Origin of the sequence: Marinobacterium sp. YM272 (assembly GCF_050908845.1) — a bacterium.
Taxonomy (GTDB): domain Bacteria; phylum Pseudomonadota; class Gammaproteobacteria; order Pseudomonadales; family Balneatricaceae; genus Marinobacterium_D.
In genome coordinates this window covers 1743869-1760604 of the sequence record NZ_CP194171.1, presented here as the reverse complement: position 1 = coordinate 1760604, position 16736 = coordinate 1743869, and the positions used below count along the sequence as shown (strand labels likewise).

12 protein-coding genes and 3 tRNA genes are annotated in these 16736 nt (G+C 58.5%); 4 read left to right on the top strand and 11 right to left on the bottom strand.

What is annotated here, in order from left to right; all coding sequences use genetic code 11:
* Position 1 precedes the first annotated feature (1 nt).
* From ACQUQP_RS07850 to ACQUQP_RS07840, 3 genes are all read right to left on the bottom strand, one after another.
* Positions 2-77 (bottom strand) — tRNA-Glu (locus ACQUQP_RS07850).
* Positions 78-1075: 998 nt separating this feature from the next.
* A tRNA-Gly gene (locus ACQUQP_RS07845) sits at positions 1076-1151 on the bottom strand.
* Positions 1152-1183: 32 nt separating this feature from the next.
* Positions 1184-1259: transfer RNA gene (locus ACQUQP_RS07840), tRNA-Glu, on the bottom strand.
* 132 nt (positions 1260-1391) lie between these two features.
* Between ACQUQP_RS07840 and ACQUQP_RS07835 the strand changes: the two genes are divergently transcribed.
* Entirely contained in the window at positions 1392-2147 is a 756-nt protein-coding gene (locus ACQUQP_RS07835) for a hypothetical protein (protein WP_432698242.1), read from the top strand.
* 37 nt (positions 2148-2184) lie between these two features.
* Here the strand turns inward: ACQUQP_RS07835 and ACQUQP_RS07830 are convergent, their stop codons facing one another.
* From ACQUQP_RS07830 to ACQUQP_RS07815, 4 genes are all read right to left on the bottom strand, one after another.
* Positions 2185-3252, bottom strand: a complete 1068-nt coding sequence (locus tag ACQUQP_RS07830) for a PilT/PilU family type 4a pilus ATPase (protein WP_432698241.1) — start codon at positions 3250-3252, stop codon at positions 2185-2187.
* A 251-nt stretch (positions 3253-3503) separates the two neighbouring features.
* Entirely contained in the window at positions 3504-4352 is an 849-nt protein-coding gene (locus ACQUQP_RS07825; RefSeq protein ID WP_432698240.1) for a pirin family protein, read from the bottom strand.
* Positions 4345-5334 carry a glutathione S-transferase family protein gene (locus ACQUQP_RS07820; protein WP_432698239.1) on the bottom strand — a complete coding sequence of 330 codons (990 nt, stop codon included), beginning with the start codon at positions 5332-5334 and terminating at the stop codon, positions 4345-4347. Before ACQUQP_RS07820 ends, ACQUQP_RS07825 begins: the two co-directional genes overlap by 8 nt.
* Before the next feature lie 28 nt (positions 5335-5362).
* Positions 5363-5965 (bottom strand): FMN-dependent NADH-azoreductase, encoded by a 603-nt coding sequence (locus ACQUQP_RS07815; RefSeq protein ID WP_432698238.1) that lies wholly within the window; start codon positions 5963-5965, stop codon positions 5363-5365.
* 119 nt (positions 5966-6084) lie between these two features.
* Between ACQUQP_RS07815 and ACQUQP_RS07810 the strand changes: the two genes are divergently transcribed.
* Positions 6085-6993 (top strand): LysR family transcriptional regulator, encoded by a 909-nt coding sequence (locus tag ACQUQP_RS07810; RefSeq protein ID WP_432698237.1) that lies wholly within the window; start codon positions 6085-6087, stop codon positions 6991-6993.
* A 34-nt stretch (positions 6994-7027) separates the two neighbouring features.
* Here ACQUQP_RS07810 and ACQUQP_RS07805 read toward each other — a convergent pair whose 3' ends face one another.
* Together ACQUQP_RS07805 and ACQUQP_RS07800 are read right to left on the bottom strand one after the other, a co-directional pair.
* The gene (locus ACQUQP_RS07805; RefSeq protein ID WP_432698236.1) at positions 7028-7963 is read right to left on the bottom strand and encodes an ADP-ribosylglycohydrolase family protein; all 936 of its coding nucleotides are present in this window, start codon (positions 7961-7963) and stop codon (positions 7028-7030) included.
* A gap of 40 nt (positions 7964-8003) precedes the next feature.
* Positions 8004-9692, bottom strand: a complete 1689-nt coding sequence (locus ACQUQP_RS07800) for a mechanosensitive ion channel family protein (RefSeq protein ID WP_432698235.1) — start codon at positions 9690-9692, stop codon at positions 8004-8006.
* Between the two features lie 210 nt (positions 9693-9902).
* On the opposite strand from ACQUQP_RS07800, the gene ACQUQP_RS07795 reads away from it, so the two are divergent.
* A complete protein-coding gene (locus ACQUQP_RS07795; RefSeq protein WP_432698234.1) occupies positions 9903-11834 on the top strand; it encodes a diguanylate cyclase domain-containing protein in 1932 nt (643 codons plus the stop codon).
* Here the strand turns inward: ACQUQP_RS07795 and ACQUQP_RS07790 are convergent, their stop codons facing one another.
* Together ACQUQP_RS07790 and ACQUQP_RS07785 are read right to left on the bottom strand one after the other, a co-directional pair.
* Complete coding sequence (locus tag ACQUQP_RS07790) at positions 11835-13016, bottom strand: acetyl-CoA C-acyltransferase family protein (protein ID WP_432698233.1); 1182 nt, start codon at positions 13014-13016, stop codon at positions 11835-11837.
* A gap of 69 nt (positions 13017-13085) precedes the next feature.
* Positions 13086-14531 (bottom strand): sigma-54 interaction domain-containing protein, encoded by a 1446-nt coding sequence (locus ACQUQP_RS07785; protein WP_432698232.1) that lies wholly within the window; start codon positions 14529-14531, stop codon positions 13086-13088.
* A gap of 230 nt (positions 14532-14761) precedes the next feature.
* Between ACQUQP_RS07785 and ACQUQP_RS07780 the strand changes: the two genes are divergently transcribed.
* The gene (locus ACQUQP_RS07780; protein ID WP_432698231.1) at positions 14762-16711 is read left to right on the top strand and encodes an acetoacetate--CoA ligase; all 1950 of its coding nucleotides are present in this window, start codon (positions 14762-14764) and stop codon (positions 16709-16711) included.
* Positions 16712-16736: the final 25 nt, after the last annotated feature.

Genomic DNA, 16736 nt, shown 5'->3' with positions numbered 1-16736 from the left:
ATGGCGTCCCATAGGGGGTTCGAACCCCTGTTACCGCCGTGAAAGGGCGGTGTCCTAGGCCACTAGACGAATGGGACGTGACCGTTACGCTTTCGCGTTCCTCGTTGAGGAGGCGCAAATAATACGTAGACCCCCGCCCCTCGTCAACACCCGATTCACATTTTTTTCATTTATTTCGTATCAACCACTCCAGGCTAAGCTCTTGATCTAAAACTGATTAAATTTCAACCAGCGCACTCACCCCCTGAGAGATTCACAACAAAACCCTGAGCAAATATGACACAGACAAGCTTCAGCCTGGCCACACCGGCGGCGACAGGTTACGGGACTTACAAACCAACGCAGCGATGAATCCCCCACCGCTCGCAAGAAGCCGAACCAACCCAGCCAGCAAAGCTCGACCCGGAAAATGCTTACACAGTTCAAAAACCAAAGAGGAAAACCTGGCCGGGCAGACGGCACAGCGGTTAGGTGACCAACACGAAACTATCGATCGATTACTGCTGGAACTGATGCACTATGGATTTACAAAGATAATACCTGGCCGCGGGAAGCGTGATTCATCCGGCCGGCGCTCCGGCGGCAGGCGCTCCCGTGGCCGACACTCCGGTGGTTGGCGTTCCAGTCGCGGGCCCAACCTATAAAAGGGGGTCGTCTTCCTACAAAACAATGATAATCAAAATTCTGAAGAAATATGTTTGGAGCAGGAAATGTGACTCATCCGGCCGGCGCTCCGGTGGCCGGCATCCCGGCGGCTGGCGCACCAGCCGCGATCGCAACATATAAGAAAGCGGAGTCGCCCATCTACGTTAGCGCACGATTAGAGTTTACTGAGGATATAAAATCTGGAGCGGGAAACGTGACTCAACCGGCTGGCGCCCCAGTCGCGAACCCAATATATAAAAAGCGGGTCGCCTATCTACGTTAGCGCAGCATTTGAGTTTACTAGGAAAGAAAATCTGGAGCGGGAAATGTGACTGAACCGGTCGGCGCTCCGATCGCGAGCCCAACGAATAACAAGCGGGGTCGCCTATCTACGGAGTATTGTGATTGAAGCTAACTAAGAAAAGAATTTTGGAGCGGGAAACGAGACTCGAACTCGCGACCCCAACCTTGGCAAGGTTGTGCTCTACCAACTGAGCTATTCCCGCTTGTAGATCCAAACGCCAGAGAGCGTTTGAAATGGCGTCCCATAGGGGGTTCGAACCCCTGTTACCGCCGTGAAAGGGCGGTGTCCTAGGCCACTAGACGAATGGGACGCTTAGGACGTTTCCCGCATCAGCGGGAAGCGGCGTGAATATTAATGACGTGACCGGGGTGGGTCAAGGCTTTTTTCATCTTTTTACTATAGAATCAGTTACTTCAGTGAGCAGTAACCCAGAGGCGACAGCATGAGCCCGACACAGATAGGCATTCTTATACTCGGTGGCATCGTTGTTCTCGCCGTCACTGCCTATATCGTGCAGACCATCGAAACCCAGCGCCGGGAACGTCGTCTAAAGTTACTTGCGCTGCGCGATCAGATCCGCCGTGCCGACCATCTGCTCACTAGCCTGCCGGCTTTCTATATTTCTCCGGATATCCGTACCGTACTGATCAAGTATATGGAGCGGCGCTGGCATCAGATGCTGGAGCTCGAACGCAACGCCGCCTACCAGCAGGAGTTGCAGAGACTCACCCAGAGAGCTTCTGAGCCGTTTGAACCGGGACAGTACCCGTCCGGATCACTGACCCACTCCCCCGACCGGAACATGGCCAGAAGCACCCGGGCACTGCTCAGGGAACTGGCCCAGTTCCTGACCGAGCTGCAAAAGCAGAACCTGTTTTCGAAAGGCGCGTTGCAGCAGATGGTTAGACATATCAAGCAGAGCTATACCCGTCTCACCATCGAGCTGGAGATCATGGATGCCCAGCAGACCGAGCAGGTTGCCGGCCCCCAGGTGGCACTGCATGCCTATCGCAGCGCTCTGACCAGGCTGCAGAACTTCAACGACGCCTACCAGATCGACGTGCAGATCTTCGCCCTGACACGCAAGGTCGAGGAGTGTCAGCAGGTGGCGGACGAGTATCGGGAGAAAGAGGAAGAGGAACGGCGCCGGATCGACGCCGCCGAGAAGGAGCGGGAGCAGCGCGAACGCTATCGCTGAGCCGCCCCTTCCACCATCAGATATTCAGGCCACCCGATCAGGACGGGGCAAGCAGCTTCATTTTCAGCGTAACGTTGTTGCGGGAGTCAGCGTTGTGCAGCACCTCCTCTTCCGAAATCTTGCCGGCGCTGTATAGCTCCAGCAGGTTTTCGTCAAAGCTATGGGTGTGCGGATCGCTGCTCTGCTCCATCGCTTCGCGGATCTCCTTGAAGTCTCCGCGTCCTATCAGCTCCGAGATGTAAGGCGTATTGATCAGCACCTCGGTGGCGGGAAGAAACTTTTTGTTCACATCACGGACCAGACGCTGGGACACGATCGCCTTCAGGTTCTGTGACAGGTCCTGAGCGATCTTCTTGAGCTCGCTATCAAGGAAGAAGTTGGCGATATGCTCAATGGCCTGAACGGAGTTATTGGCATGCAGCGTCGACAGGCAGAGGTGGCCCGTTTCCGAGTAACGGATCGCCTGCTCCATGGTCTGACGATCACGGATCTCACCAATCAGTATCACATCCGGCGCTTCTCGCAGCCCGTTCATCAGGGCGTTTTCATAGCACAGCGTATCGACCCCGACCTCGCGCTGGTTGATCAGCGAGCGCTTGTTGGTGTGCATGAATTCTATCGGGTCTTCTATGGTCAGAATGTGACCGGTGGCGCGCTGGTTACGGTATTCGATCATCGACGCCAGCGAGGTGGACTTACCCGCACCGGTGGCACCGACAATCAGTACCAGGCCGCTGCGCAGCATCACCAGATCCTGCAGAGACTCCGGCAGGTTCAGTTCCTGCAGTGAAGGAATTTTGTTGCGTACGTAACGGATTACCATCGCCACGTCACCGCGCTGGCGGTAGATATTAACGCGGAAACGTCCCATATCCTTGAGGTTATGGGAGAAGTTCATCTCCATAACCTCGTCAAAGATCTCGCGCTGCTTGTCGGTCATCATCGATTCAGCAAGCTCACGCGTAACGCCGGGCTCGAGGGGCTTGTCCCCTATGGGCCTGAGGACGCCTTCGATCTTGATCTGTACCGGTGAATCGGTACTGAAAAACAGGTCTGACGCCTGTTTTTCGACCATTAGCCGAAGATACTTATTCAGATCGAGCATTCTCCCCTCCTGGTGTAGCCCTGGCATCAATACCTGTTGTTATTGCTGCTCGTTATCCCATAGCGAACGTTTTACATCAAGCGCATGGTCACAGGACTTGGTAGAAAAAGCAGCAATAACGACGATTATCACCAACACAATAATGCGACCCACTCTTCTCCTCCTTAAATCCGGCCTCCAGCGTTCAAGCAATGAGTATACGGCAGGCGGGCGCACAAACCACACCCGCTATGGCGATAAACTGTCCGGTATCAATCGACCAGCCGTCCGTCACGGTAATCCCGCAACGCCTGCTCTATCTCGGCGGAGGTGTTCATCACAAAGGGGCCGTACTGCACGACCGGTTCGCCGATCGGCCTGGCCGCGACCAGCAGCAGCCGAGCGCCCTCGGGGCCTGCCGTGAGACTTACCCGGTCCCCTTCGCCCAGCTCGGTCGCCGCGTTCAGCTCCAGGGCATCGTTGCCCAGTGCAGCCTCGCCTTCAAACAGGTAGATGAACGCGTTGAGATCGGCAGCAACCGGTAGCTCCAGCGCTGCACCGGCAGCCAGGGCAAGATCCACGAACAGCGGCTGGCGGCTGATGCCGGCCACCGGCCCTTCGAGCGTTTTGCCGTCAAACGGGAGACTGCCTGCCACCAGGCGTACCCGGTTGCCCGCAGCGTCCGCTGCCGTCACCACCTCTTCCGGCTCAATGTTCTGGTAGGCCGCCGGCTTCATTTTTTCAGCGGCAGGCAGGTTCACCCAGAGCTGAAATCCGCGCATCAGCCCCTCTTCCTGCTGCGGCATCTCTTCGTGGATTACACCTCGGCCGGCGGTCATCCACTGCACGCCACCGGAGCGCAGCAAACCTTCATTCCCCATGTGGTCACGGTGCAGCATGCGGCCATCGAGCATGTAGGTCACTGTCTCGAATCCACGATGAGGGTGCGCCGGGAAGCCGGCGATATAGTCATCGGCCCTGTCGCTGGAGAAGTTATCCAGCATCAGGAAAGGATCGATCCTCAGGTTCTGATGCTGGCCGATGCTGCGCTTGAGACGCACACCGGCGCCGTCTGAACTGTCCATGCCAGGTATAACGCTGCGTATACTGCGGTTAGTCATGATCCAGCACCTCCCGATGATGGGGCGCATCCAGGTCGAATTCAGGTCCGGTGGGGATAATTCCCGTCGGGTTGATGCCCGGATGACTGCGATAGTAATGGTTACGAATATGCTCGAAGTGGGTGGTCGAGCGGAACGCCGGTCGCTGATAAAGATCGCGCAGGTAGTTGGACAGAGCGGGATAGTCAGCAATTCTGCGCTTGTCACATTTAAAGTGGCTGACGTAGACCGGATCAAAGCGCACCAGCGTGGTGTACAGCCGGATATCGGCTTCGGTCAGCCGCCCGCCAACAAGAAAACGGTGCTGCTGCAGATGAGCTTCCAGGGTATCCAGCGCCTCGAACAGCGCCGCCACCGACTCATCGTAGGCGGCCTGTGAGGTAGCAAACCCGGCCTTGTAGACACCGTTGTTCACGCGATCGTAGATCAGCGCGTTCCAGCGATCGATCTCCTCGCGCAGTGCGACAGGATAGTAATCCCCCGCCTCAGCCCCCTGAGCATCGAATGCGCTGTTCAGCATACGGATGATCTCGGCGGACTCATTGCTGACAATCTGCTCGCCCTGCTTGTCCCAGAGTACCGGGACGGTCACACGGCCACTGGCATCCGGCTTGCTGCGGGTATAGATCTGGTGCATGTACTCGCTGCCATAGAGCTGGTCACCGGTAGCAGCGGGAAAGTCGCTGTCGAATGTCCAGCCGTTTTCCAGCATCAGCGGATGTACAACACTGATATCGATCATCGGCTCCAGCCCCTTGAGCGCGCGCATGATCAACGTGCGATGCGCCCAGGGACAGGCCAGAGACACATATAGATGATAACGGCCAGGCTCGGCGACAAAGCCGCCCTTCCCTGAGGGACCGGCCTCGCCATCGGAGGTAACCCAGTTGCGGAATTTAGCGGTGTCGCGTTCGAAGCGCCCGCCACTGGACTCGGTGTCGTACCACTTGTCTTGCCAACGCCCTTCAATCAGCAGTCCCATGATTACCTCCCGATCTGATCTGTTCGATTTACTGTAACTGCTCGCCCAGCGACTGCTTGGCAGCACTCAGTGCCTGCTGCGCCAGCTCTTCACCCATGGCCAGGCCTTCGGCATAGATAACGCGGGTGTCATTCAGACCGATAAAGCTGAGGAACTGGGTAACGAACGGAATCTGGAAGTCCGCTCCGACATCCTTGTACTGACCGCCACGGGTCGCAAGCAGCAGCACCGGCTTGTCTTCCAGCAGGCCCACGGAGCCCGCTTCGGTGTATTTGAACGTCACACCGGCACGGGCCAGGTGGTCAATCCACGCCTTCATCTGGGACGGAACACCGAAGTTGTACATCGGCACACCGATCACCAGCATGTCGGCCTGGCGAACTTCGTCGATCAGCTGATCGGAAAAATCCACGATCGCCTGCTGCTCGCTGCTGCGCTCGTCCGGCGAGCTGATTAACGCGCCAAAACGCTTGGCATCAAGATGCGGGATCTCATCGGCAAACAGGTCACGGGTTAGCACTTCACCCTGGGGGTTCTTCGCTTTCCAGTCTGCAATCAGCTGCTCTGCCAGCTGGCTGGACTGCCCATGGTCACCGGAAATACTGCTTTTAACGTAAAGAAGCGTTGCCATCTGTACTCTCCTGTCTGTGTTTGTATGAGGCTATTTTCATATCCATATGACTAATTAAAAAGAGGACAAAACTGCTTCTTTTAATCTAATATTTAGATCAATCACTACAGGGGACAGGAATGCAGATTACGCTTGAGCAGTGGCAGACACTGGTGGCGGTCGTCGATGCAGGCGGTTATGCCAAAGCCGCAGAAAAGATGGGCAAGAGCCAGTCGGCGGTCAGTTACGCGATCCAGCGCCTGGAAGAGCGTCTCGGCATCGCCGTGTTCAGAATCGAAGGCCGCAGAGCCGCGCTCACCGAGGCCGGCAGCGCGCTTTACCGCCAGGCCCAGTCACTGCTTGAAAGCGCCCGACTTACCGAAGAGCTGGCCCAGCATTACAGCAGCGGATCAGAAGCACTGATCAGACTGGCTATCGACCTGATTTTTCCCGAACAGCTCACACTCTGCGCCCTGGCCAGGTATGCGGAGGTTTCGCCCTTTGTACGCATAGAACTGCTGGAAACCGCGCTTAGCGGCACGGACGAGGCACTGATCCGTGGCGATGCGGAGATGGTCATCAGCAGCCGGATCCCCCCCGGATTTGTCGGCGACTTTCTGATGCGCATCCGGTTTGTACCGGTGGCCCACCCCGAGCACCCGCTGCACCAGCTGGACCGCACCCTGACCCACGATGACCTGCGTCATTACCGCCAGCTGGTGGTGCGCGACTCCGGCAGCCGCAGTCTGGACGCCGGCTGGCTCGGCGCCGGCCAGCGCTGGACCGTGAGTCATATGAGCACATCGATCCTCTGTGCCTGCTCCGGGCTTGGCTTCTCCTGGTATCCGGAGATCAAGATCGCCAAAGAGCTTGAAAAGGGCCTGCTCAAACCCCTGCCGATGGAAAACGGCAGCGAGCGTTTTGCCGACCTGTTCCTGATCAAGCGGGACGCGCACCTCTCCAGCCCCGGCGTCAAACACCTGGCAGATCTGATCCATACTGCGGTGAAGGAGTTCGAAGCCCGGGGTGGCAACCCCCTGACGCTCTGATTTGCTGCCCGCTGCCTGCGCTCTTGCCTGCGGCTCAGTGCCACTCCTCAGGCAGATTGACGGCCGAGCGTTGAATCAGCGCATCACTGAGCGCGACGATGCGGTCATGCTGATACAGACCGCTGCGCCAGTGCTGAGGAATGGCTTCATAGCCATAAAACGCACCGGCGATCTGGCCGTAGATCGCCCCGGTGGTATCCGCGTCGTCACCCAGGTTGACTGCCATTAATGCGCCTTCGGCGAAGCTGCTGCTCTGGGCAAAGGCCCAGAGGGCGGCCTCCAGCGACTTCACCACATAGCCACTGCCCCGGATAAGCGGCGGCTGTAACTGCAGGAACGAACCCCGCGCCAGCAGCATCATCTCAGCGTCGGTAAAACGGTCGGCACGCGCCTGGACAGCGTCAAACAACGCCTCTTTGTCCATGCCGCGGCTCAGGTGCCAGAGCATCCAGACCAGCAGCTCATTGGCTTCAAGGCAGCGGATATCCGCGTGGGTCAAACGGGAGTGCTCCCGGGCGATTTCCAGCGCCGATTCGAGCTCCTGGTGGTAATACAGTGCCACCGGCGCCAGCCGCATCAGTGCACCGTTACCGGCGGAGTCGAACGACTCCTCGCCGGCAAAGGCCTCACCGGTGCGCTCAAAGCGCGTCAGTGCGGCGCGGGTACGATTCCCGATATCAAAACAGCGCCCCGTGGATGACAGGTAACCCTGCCTGAACCAGCGGGTGAAGCGCTCCATCTGATCCCTCGGATCAAAGCCGTTTTGCAGACAGAGACTGACACCGGAGCAGAGCGCCATGCTGGTATCGTCGGTCCAGTAGCCCGCCGGCAGGTTGTGCGGCCCACCGGTGCGGTAATCACTGACCGGCTCAAACGCCCCCGGCATCATGAACTCCACCGGCGCACCCAGGGCATCGCCCACGGCCAGCCCCACAAGCATGCCTCTGAGGTTGGTGTATAAAGAATCCATCTATCCTCCCTGACAGGGTTTAAGGCTATACCGGCCTGTTTTAATCCGGTTTGCTCTGATCCGGCCTGGCTGACTGGGCCGCCGGCACTGCCCCGTCGGGCTGCTTGGCAGGCGCCGCGTACCAGTCTTCCGGCCGAACCAGCTTGGGTTCATCCGGATCCGCACGGTAAGAAGGCGTCATGATCGCCACGCCGTACTCGTTGAAGACATCCAGAATATTGCGATGCAACTCGGCATAGCGGTGCGGCAGGTGCGAAGGCGCCGCCACATAGACATTGAGCTGATAATCGATGCCGTAGTCCCCCAGGTTCTGCACGAGCACAAAGGGTGCCGGCGTGGTTTTGATACTGCGGGTTCGGCTGGCCGCCTCCTTCAGCATCGCTTCGACCTGCCGCCAGGGGGTTTCGTAGCCGATCCCCACCTTGGTGTGAATCAACAAACCATCTTCCTGGGCGGGACGGCTCAGGTTGATCACCGAACTGTTAAGCAGTTGCGAATTCGGCAGGATCACCTCCTCATTATGAAAGGTCCGCAGATGGGTCACCAGCAGCCGCATATCTTCAACCACGCCGGTATGCTCCCCCACCTTGATCATATCGCCAATCTTGAACGCCCGGCGGTAGGTGATGGCATAGCCAGCCACCACACTCGCTACCGCCGAGGACGCGCCCAGGGACACCATCACCCCCAGAAAGATCGACAACCCCTGGAAGGCAGCACTGCCGGACCCCGGAATATAGGGGTAGGCCAGCACGGCGGCGAGAACAATCACGAAGAAGCGGACCAGCTTGAAGGTGGACGGGGCCCACTCAGGTTCAAACCCCTGCAGCACGACCCGCTTTTTCTCGACGCCGATAAAGAACAGGTGCATCAGTTTTATCGAGTAACGGGTCAGCGTGATCAGAATAATCAGAAACACCAGGGACGGCAGATACTCCAGAATCGACAGGAAGATCTGCCGTAACGGTTCGATCAGCCAGTCCAGCAGCACATTGGACGCCGCCCGGGTCCAGGGAAACTGGGCGAGGACAAACTCCAGCCCGGCATAGACGATCACGAACACCAGGACCCAGCTAAGCAGCTTGTTGCTGCGCGTCAGCACCTGCCAGATATTCTCGGCTCGAAGGATCTCGAAACTTTCGATCCTGAGCCCCTGCAAGCGTTCCTTGAAACGCGCTTCCAGGTACAGGTGCCACTTGCGAAACACCCAGACCGACAGCCAGATACTCAGCACACATAAAACCAGCACAGCGGCAGATTTCAGCGTCGCCAGCAACAGGTAGTCACTGCTGCGCTGCATCTGGTACTGCTGCAGCGCGGTTTTTAATCGGCCAACGACAATCTCTGCCAGTTCAAAGGGGGCAACACCTTCAGCTGAGGCATCGACGGGATAGAGCGCCACTATGCGCCTGTCTCCCACGTAGATATCGAGGTGTTCGTCCACCTCGCGGAGGATGACCGTTTCGGCTTCCAGATCGACGGCCGCGGCAGCCGCCCTGATTCGCTCGGCGATGAGAGCCGCGCGCTCCTGAGCAGGATAGGAGGCCGTACCGGCAACGTTAAACAAGGGTTCACCGTCAACAACCACAGCCACACTATGGACCCGGCTTATCTCATCCGGAGCCGTTTCAGCGTACAGGGAGCCGCTGCCAAACAGCGACAACAGAATCCAAACCAGAGCGAGAGCCCTGATGTTCACGAAACCAGGTGTTGCTTGCCGTTTGCGCATGGCCATTTTCCCCTTCCGAGAGGCACGCCAGTTGGACAATTCCTTATATCACTTGCGAGTAGAGTCGGTATAGAAATCATCCGGCGCGCTTCGGGCGGCCCTACACCACTGCCCCTCTCTGCCACCCCGGCACACGCTCGCCAACAACCCGGTACGCAATTAATTTAAAACAGGTTAAGATCGAAGCGCATTGCCCGATCAGAGTATCCTATGCAGCAGATCAAAAGCTTTAGACGGGTTCGCAGAGCCACCTTCGTACTGTTGGTTGTCTGTGCGATGACAATTACCGGATTGCTCGGCTACAGCTTCGTACATGAACAGGAAACGGCGCGAAAGTATCAGGATATTTCTGCATCCATCGTGACCACCGTTGTCGATCAACAGCTGCGTGAAACCGCCGCGGCACTGGCGACGCTAGAGGGCCTCGACCGCAACCGGGACAACCTCTCCCAAACCGAACTCCAGGCCCAGATCGCCAGTACCAAAAGTCTGGTATCAGGCATCGACAACCTGCTTCTGTTTGACGCAAACGGCACGGTTACCGGTGCCACTGTCGATAAACTCGTCGGCGGAAACTTCGCTTTTCGTGACTACTTTCAGGCCGCCATTGAAGCCCCGAAAGGCCAGCTGATTCTGTCACCGCCGTTTCAATCCAGTTTGGATAACAACTGGAAATTCACCCTCTCCCGTGCCCTGTATGCCGCCAATGGCGAGCTCAGTGGTGTGGCTGCAGCCTCTTTCGACACATCGCTACTGACCAGGCTGATCGGGCTGCAGCTCGGCGATGAAAGCAACCACGGCGCCAGCGTTATCCTGATACACGCCGGGGGGATGCCGATACTGAGAGTTCCGCTGAATACAGGCTTTACCAGAGAAAACCTCATCCTGCCCGACTCGCCATTGTCCGCTCATATCGCCTCGGGGCAGCTTCAAAGTCTCACTGAGGGCCGTATCAGCAGCCAGGGTTCTGAAGCACTACTCGATCTGCGCACCGTCGCCCCCACGGGGCTTTACCTGAATGCTCCACTGATCGTCGTCTCCGCTTATGCCAAGAACGCCGCCTATAGCGAATGGCAACTACTGTCTCTGCTGGTTATCGGCGCTTACCTGCTGCTTGCCCTGGGGATCATTTTTCTGCTGCGCAACGAAGAGAGCCACCTGATCCACGAACGCGATATACGTCAGAAGCTGGAAACCCAGAGTCGCCGGCTAAGCAGCATTATCGAGGGTACCAACGTGGGTACCTGGGAGTGGAATGTGCAGACCGGCGAGGTCGTATTCAATGAACGCTGGGCGGAGATTATTGGCTACCGCCTCGACGATCTGGGGCCGCTGAGCATCGAAACCTGGATGAGCTACGCCCATCCTGAGGATCTCGACAAGTCAGGCCAGCTGCTTGAGCGCCACTTCAGGGGCGAACTGCCCTACTACGAATGCGAAGCACGTATGCGGCACAAGAATGGACAGTGGATCTGGGTACTGGACCGCGGCAAAGTCGCCGTCTGGACGGAAGATGGAAAACCGCTCTGGATGTACGGTACCCACCAGGAGATCACCGAACGCAAACTGGCCGAAGAGCACACCAGCCAGCTGGCCTATTTCGACAGTCTCACCGAGCTGCCCAACCGTCGCTTGCTGCATGAGCGCCTGGACCAGGCGCTGATTCAGGCCCGCCGCAACGAGCGTACGCTGGCATTGATGTTCCTGGACCTGGATAACTTCAAGCCGGTCAACGATAACTACGGCCACCAGATGGGGGATCGGCTGCTGGTTGAGGTCGCCGCACGGCTGAGAGGATGCGTGCGAGCCAGCGATACCGTCGGCCGCACCGGTGGCGACGAGTTTGTTATTCTGCTGCCGGAAATAGCAGACGCGGAAGATGCCGAGAAAGTGGCGCAGAAGATCCTGGCCACCCTGCAGCAGCCGATCGCATTGAGCGAGACGATTAATGTGCAAACACCGCCGAGTATCGGCATTTCAATCTGCATCAATGGCGCTAACGACGGCCCAAGCCTGATGGAGCAGGCGGATCAGGCGATGTACGCGGCCAAACGCGCGGGCCGCAACTGTTATCGCCTTTATCAGCCGGTCGAGGCAACGTCATCCCTGACAGGAAAAACGTTGCCCGGCCGACTGGCCTGATCAGAGCCGCTCGAAAATAACAGCGATACCCTGCCCGCCACCGATGCACATGGTCACCAGCGCATAGCGCCCCTCGATGCGGTGTAGCTCATAGATCGCCTTGGTGGCGATAAACGCCCCGGAACAACCGATCGGGTGACCCAGCGCGATGGCCCCGCCATTGGGATTGGTTTTTTCCATATCCAGCCCCAGCCCCTTGGCCACGGCCAGCGCCTGGGCGGCAAACGCCTCGTTGGACTCGATCACATCCATCTGATCCAGGGTCAGCCCGGCCTTCTCCAGCGCCTTTTTCGACGCCGGAATCGGCCCCTCACCCATGATATGGTTGGCCACGCCCGCAACCGCATAGGACACCAGCCGCGCCACCGGGGTCTGACCGGCCGCACCCGCCTGTTCAGCCGATGCCAGCACCATGAAGGCGGCGCCATCGTTGATACCCGAGGCGTTGCCAGCCGTGACGGTGCCCTCTTTCTTGAACGCTGGCTTCATCTTCGCCAGGCTTTCCGCCGTGGTGCCCGGTTTAACATGCTCATCGGTATCGACAACTATTGCGCCCTTGCGGGTCTGCAGGGTGACCGGCACGATCTGGGATTTGAAGCGCCCCTCCTCGATGGCGAGCGCCGCACGGCGGTGTGACTCAGCGGCCAGCGCGTCCTGCTCCTCACGGGTGATCGACCACTTTTCCGCCAGGTTCTCGGCGGTGATCCCCATGTGTCCGGCGCCAAAGGGATCGCTCAGGGTGGCGACCATCATATCGATCAGGGTGGTATCCCCCATCCGCGCGCCGCTGCGCATGGCCGGTGACAGGTAGCCGGCCCGTGACATCACCTCAACGCCGCCGCCGATACCGTAATCGCAGTCACCGAGCATGATGTTCTGTGCCGTGGAAACGATCGCCTGCAACCCGGAGCTGCACAGACGGTTTACCGCCATGGCGACGGAGTCCATCGGCAACCCGGCCTGAATGGAAGCCACCCGCGCCACATAGGCAAAACGCGAATCGGTCGGGATACAGTGCCCGACAGTCACATAATTGATCAGCTCTGGGTCCACACTGGAGCGCGTCACCGCCTCCTGCATCACCTGTCCAGCCAGTTCAGCCGGTTCGATTCCGCTCAAGCCGCCACCAAAGCTACCCACTGCCGAGCGCACCGCGCTCAAAACCACTACATCTCTAGCCATCGCGCCCAATCCCCTGTTTATTATTTATTCAAGTCTTCGAGCATAGCACCCGCATACAAAGTCGGGGGATTAGCCGTTAGTCCTGTCTCCCATGCGGCTCAGCTTCTGATACAGCGATGCCCGGGAAATGCCCAGCAGACGTGCTGCTTCAGAACGGTTGCCCCCCGTCTGCAGCAGTGCGTCCTGGATCGCTTCCCGCTCGGCGATTCTCAGGCGATCTCTGAGACTCAGAGAGCCCCCGCTTTCAGCAACCAGCGCCTGTACTGGCACAGGCGCTGGCCCGGGCGTTTTCCTGGCCGCTGATACCGCCGGCAGCAGCGTTAACAGCGCGCCCTCGTCAAGATAACTGGCGTTTTCGTTCAGTATGCAGGCGCGCTCCAGCACGTTATAAAGTTCGCGCACGTTACCCGGCCAGTCATAACCGCTGAGCAAGGCGATGGCTCCGGGCGTCAGCGTTTTGGTGACCATGCCCAGGCGCACGCTGCATTCGTCGAGAATGCGCTCACTGAGCGCCTCCAGGTCATCTAGGCGCTCGCGCAGTGCCGGCAGGTGGATCGGCATGGCACTGATGCGGTAGTAAAGGTCGGCACGAAACTCCCCTGTTTCCACCATCTCCTGCAGGTCACGGCTGGTAGCCGCGACGATACGCACATCGGTATGCTGCACCTGGTTGGAGCCGACCCGCTCATATTCCCGCTCCTGCAGCACGCGCAGCAGTTTGGACTGGAGCGCCAGCGGCATGTCCCCGATCTCATCGAGAAACAGGGTGCCATCCTCGGCGATCTCCAGTTTGCCGGCGCGCCCCTCTTTCTTCGCACCGGTAAACGCTCCCGGCGCCACACCGAAAAACTCCGCCTCAATCAGGGTTTCCGGAATAGCGGCCACATTGATCGAGACAAAGGGCTTGTCAGCGCGCAGGGAAAGACCGTGCAAGGCATGGGCGAACAGCTCTTTGCCGGTGCCTGTCTCCCCGGTCAACAACACCGACACATCGAAGCGGGCGGTCTGGCGGATCTGCTCTTTGACCTGTCGCATGGCGCTGCTCTGACCGGCGATCTGGGATAACTGGTAGCGTGCACTGCGACTGTCTCTGAAGCGACCGGCATTGCGTACCTCCCGCTGCAGCAGGTTGTACTTCTCCAGCAGCGGTTTCATGCCGGAGCGGCTATCCGTCGCCACAAAGCCGAACGCCCCCTCGATCTCCCCCGCTTCGTTATGCAGCGGAATAACACTGACCAGCACCCACTGGTTACGGATCGACAGCATATCCAGCATCACCGGCTCCCCGGTGGCGAGCACCTGGGGCATGTAGCTACCGGGAATCACATCGGTGATGTGTTTGCCCAGCGGCGACTCGGTGAGGCCGAGAAACTGGTAATAGTCGTCGCTGATCCAGTTGACGATGCCATGGCGGTCCACGGCGATGGTGTCCTGATAGAAGGTCTCGAAGGAGCGCTGCAGAAAAGAGAGAAAGCGTTCGCGTACCGCTTCCGATGCAAAGCGAGTCGTCGACATGGTCTGTGGCTCAATTTTGTTATTAGGCAGTTGTACTGATTTATAGACAGGTACCGTCCATAAAACTAGACACACTGTCTAAAAATCTAAACATCAAAATCCAGCCTCTTTCCTTATTAAAATTATTATCATTTAAAAACAATGTATTAGAAAACTTGGCAAACCTCCTGCTTTGAATGAGCTATACATAAAGCCAAATGATCACCCACAAAAATAATTACGGGATCAACATGGAACAGCCTCTCTGGACGCCTTCAGATACACGCGTAACCTCTACCCGACTCTGGGATTTCATCCAGAGCGTCAATCACGACTATCAGCTCTCTATTAACAGCTATGAAGAACTCTGGCAGTGGAGCATCGACCATGCCGAGCTGTTTTGGAGCCAGGTCTGGAGCTACACCGGTATCGTTTCCAGCTGGCAGAGCGACGTCACCCTGGCCGATGGCGACCGCATGCCTGGGGCCCGCTGGTTTCCTGAAGCCCGCCTCAACTTCGCAGAGAACCTGCTGCGCTGGCACGATGATCATCCCGCTATCGTTTTCTGCGGCGAAGATGGTCGTCGCAGCGAACTGAGCCACGCCGAACTCTATCAGCGCGTCGCCGCCCTGGCCGTGAGCCTCAGGCGCCAGGGCATCAAGGCCGGCGATACCTGCGCCGGCTTTATGCCCAACGTACCGGAAACGATCATCGCCATGCTGGCCACCACCTCCATCGGCGCTATCTGGAGCTCCTGCTCACCGGATTTTGGCATCAACGGCGTGGTCGACCGCTTCGGCCAGGTGAAGCCGAAGGTGCTGTTCACCACCGATGGTTATATCTACAACGGCAAACGCCTGGACTCCCTGGCGAAGGTCGCCGGCATCGTCCGCGAGATCGACTCCATCGAGCAACTGGTGGTGATCCCCTTCCTCGATGAAGAGCCGGATATCTCTGCAATAGACGGCGCGGAACTGCTCGATAACTACTCGGACCCCAGCGTCACCGAGATCGACTTCGAGCAGCTGCCGTTTGATCACCCGCTTTACGTAATGTACTCCTCCGGCACCACCGGGGTGCCCAAGTGCATCGTCCACAGCGCCGGCGGTACGCTGATCCAGCATCTGAAAGAGCAGGTGCTGCACACCGATATCGGCCGCGACGACCGCTTCTTCTACTACACCACCTGTGGCTGGATGATGTGGAACTGGATGGTCTCCGGCCTTGCCACCGGCTGCACCCTGGTGCTGTTCGACGGCTCCCCTTTTGCGCCAAAACCCGCCGTGCTCTGGGATATGGCGGAGCAGGAAAAGATCAGTGTCTTCGGCACCAGCGCCAAGTACCTGGCCGCCTTGGAGAAAGCCGACGTCAAGCCGCGCGACAGTCACGACCTTACTGCGCTTAAGGCGGTGCTCTCCACCGGCTCGCCGCTGTCCCACGAAAGCTTCGAGTACGTCTACCGCGATATCAAGGCGGACCTGCAGCTGTCATCTATTTCCGGCGGTACCGATATCGTCTCCTGCTTTGCCCTGGGCTGTCCGATCCTGCCGGTCTGGGCCGGCGAGCTGCAGTGCCGGGGACTCGGCATGGCGGTGGATATCTTCGACGACGAGGGCCGCCCCCTGCGTGAAGAGAAGGGCGAACTGGTCTGCACCCGACCCTTCCCGAGCATGCCGATCCGGTTCTGGAACGACCCGGACGGCCAGCGTTTCCACGATGCCTACTTCGCCCAGTTCGACAACATCTGGGCCCACGGTGACTACGGCGAGATCACCCAACACGGCGGGGTGATTATTCATGGCCGTTCAGACGCCGTGCTTAACCCCGGCGGCGTGCGCATCGGCACCGCCGAGATCTACCGTCAGGTGGAAAAGGTCGAGGAGGTCCTCGAAAGCCTCTGCATCGGTCAGCCCTGGCAGGACGATGTGCGGGTGGTGCTGTTCGTGCGTCTGCGCGAGGGGATCACGCTGGACGAGGCGCTGATCAAGCAGATCAAAACCACCATCCGCGCCAATACCACGCCTAGACATGTACCCGCGGTGATCGTCCAGGTGGCCGATATTCCACGCACCATCAGCGGCAAGATCGTTGAGCTGGCCGTGCGCCAGGTGGTGATGGGCCAGAGCGTCAAGAACAAGGATGCCCTGGCCAACCCAGAGGCACTGGAACTTTATAAAGACCTGCCCGAGCTGCAGGCCTGAAAACGATAAAAATAACGAGGTGTTA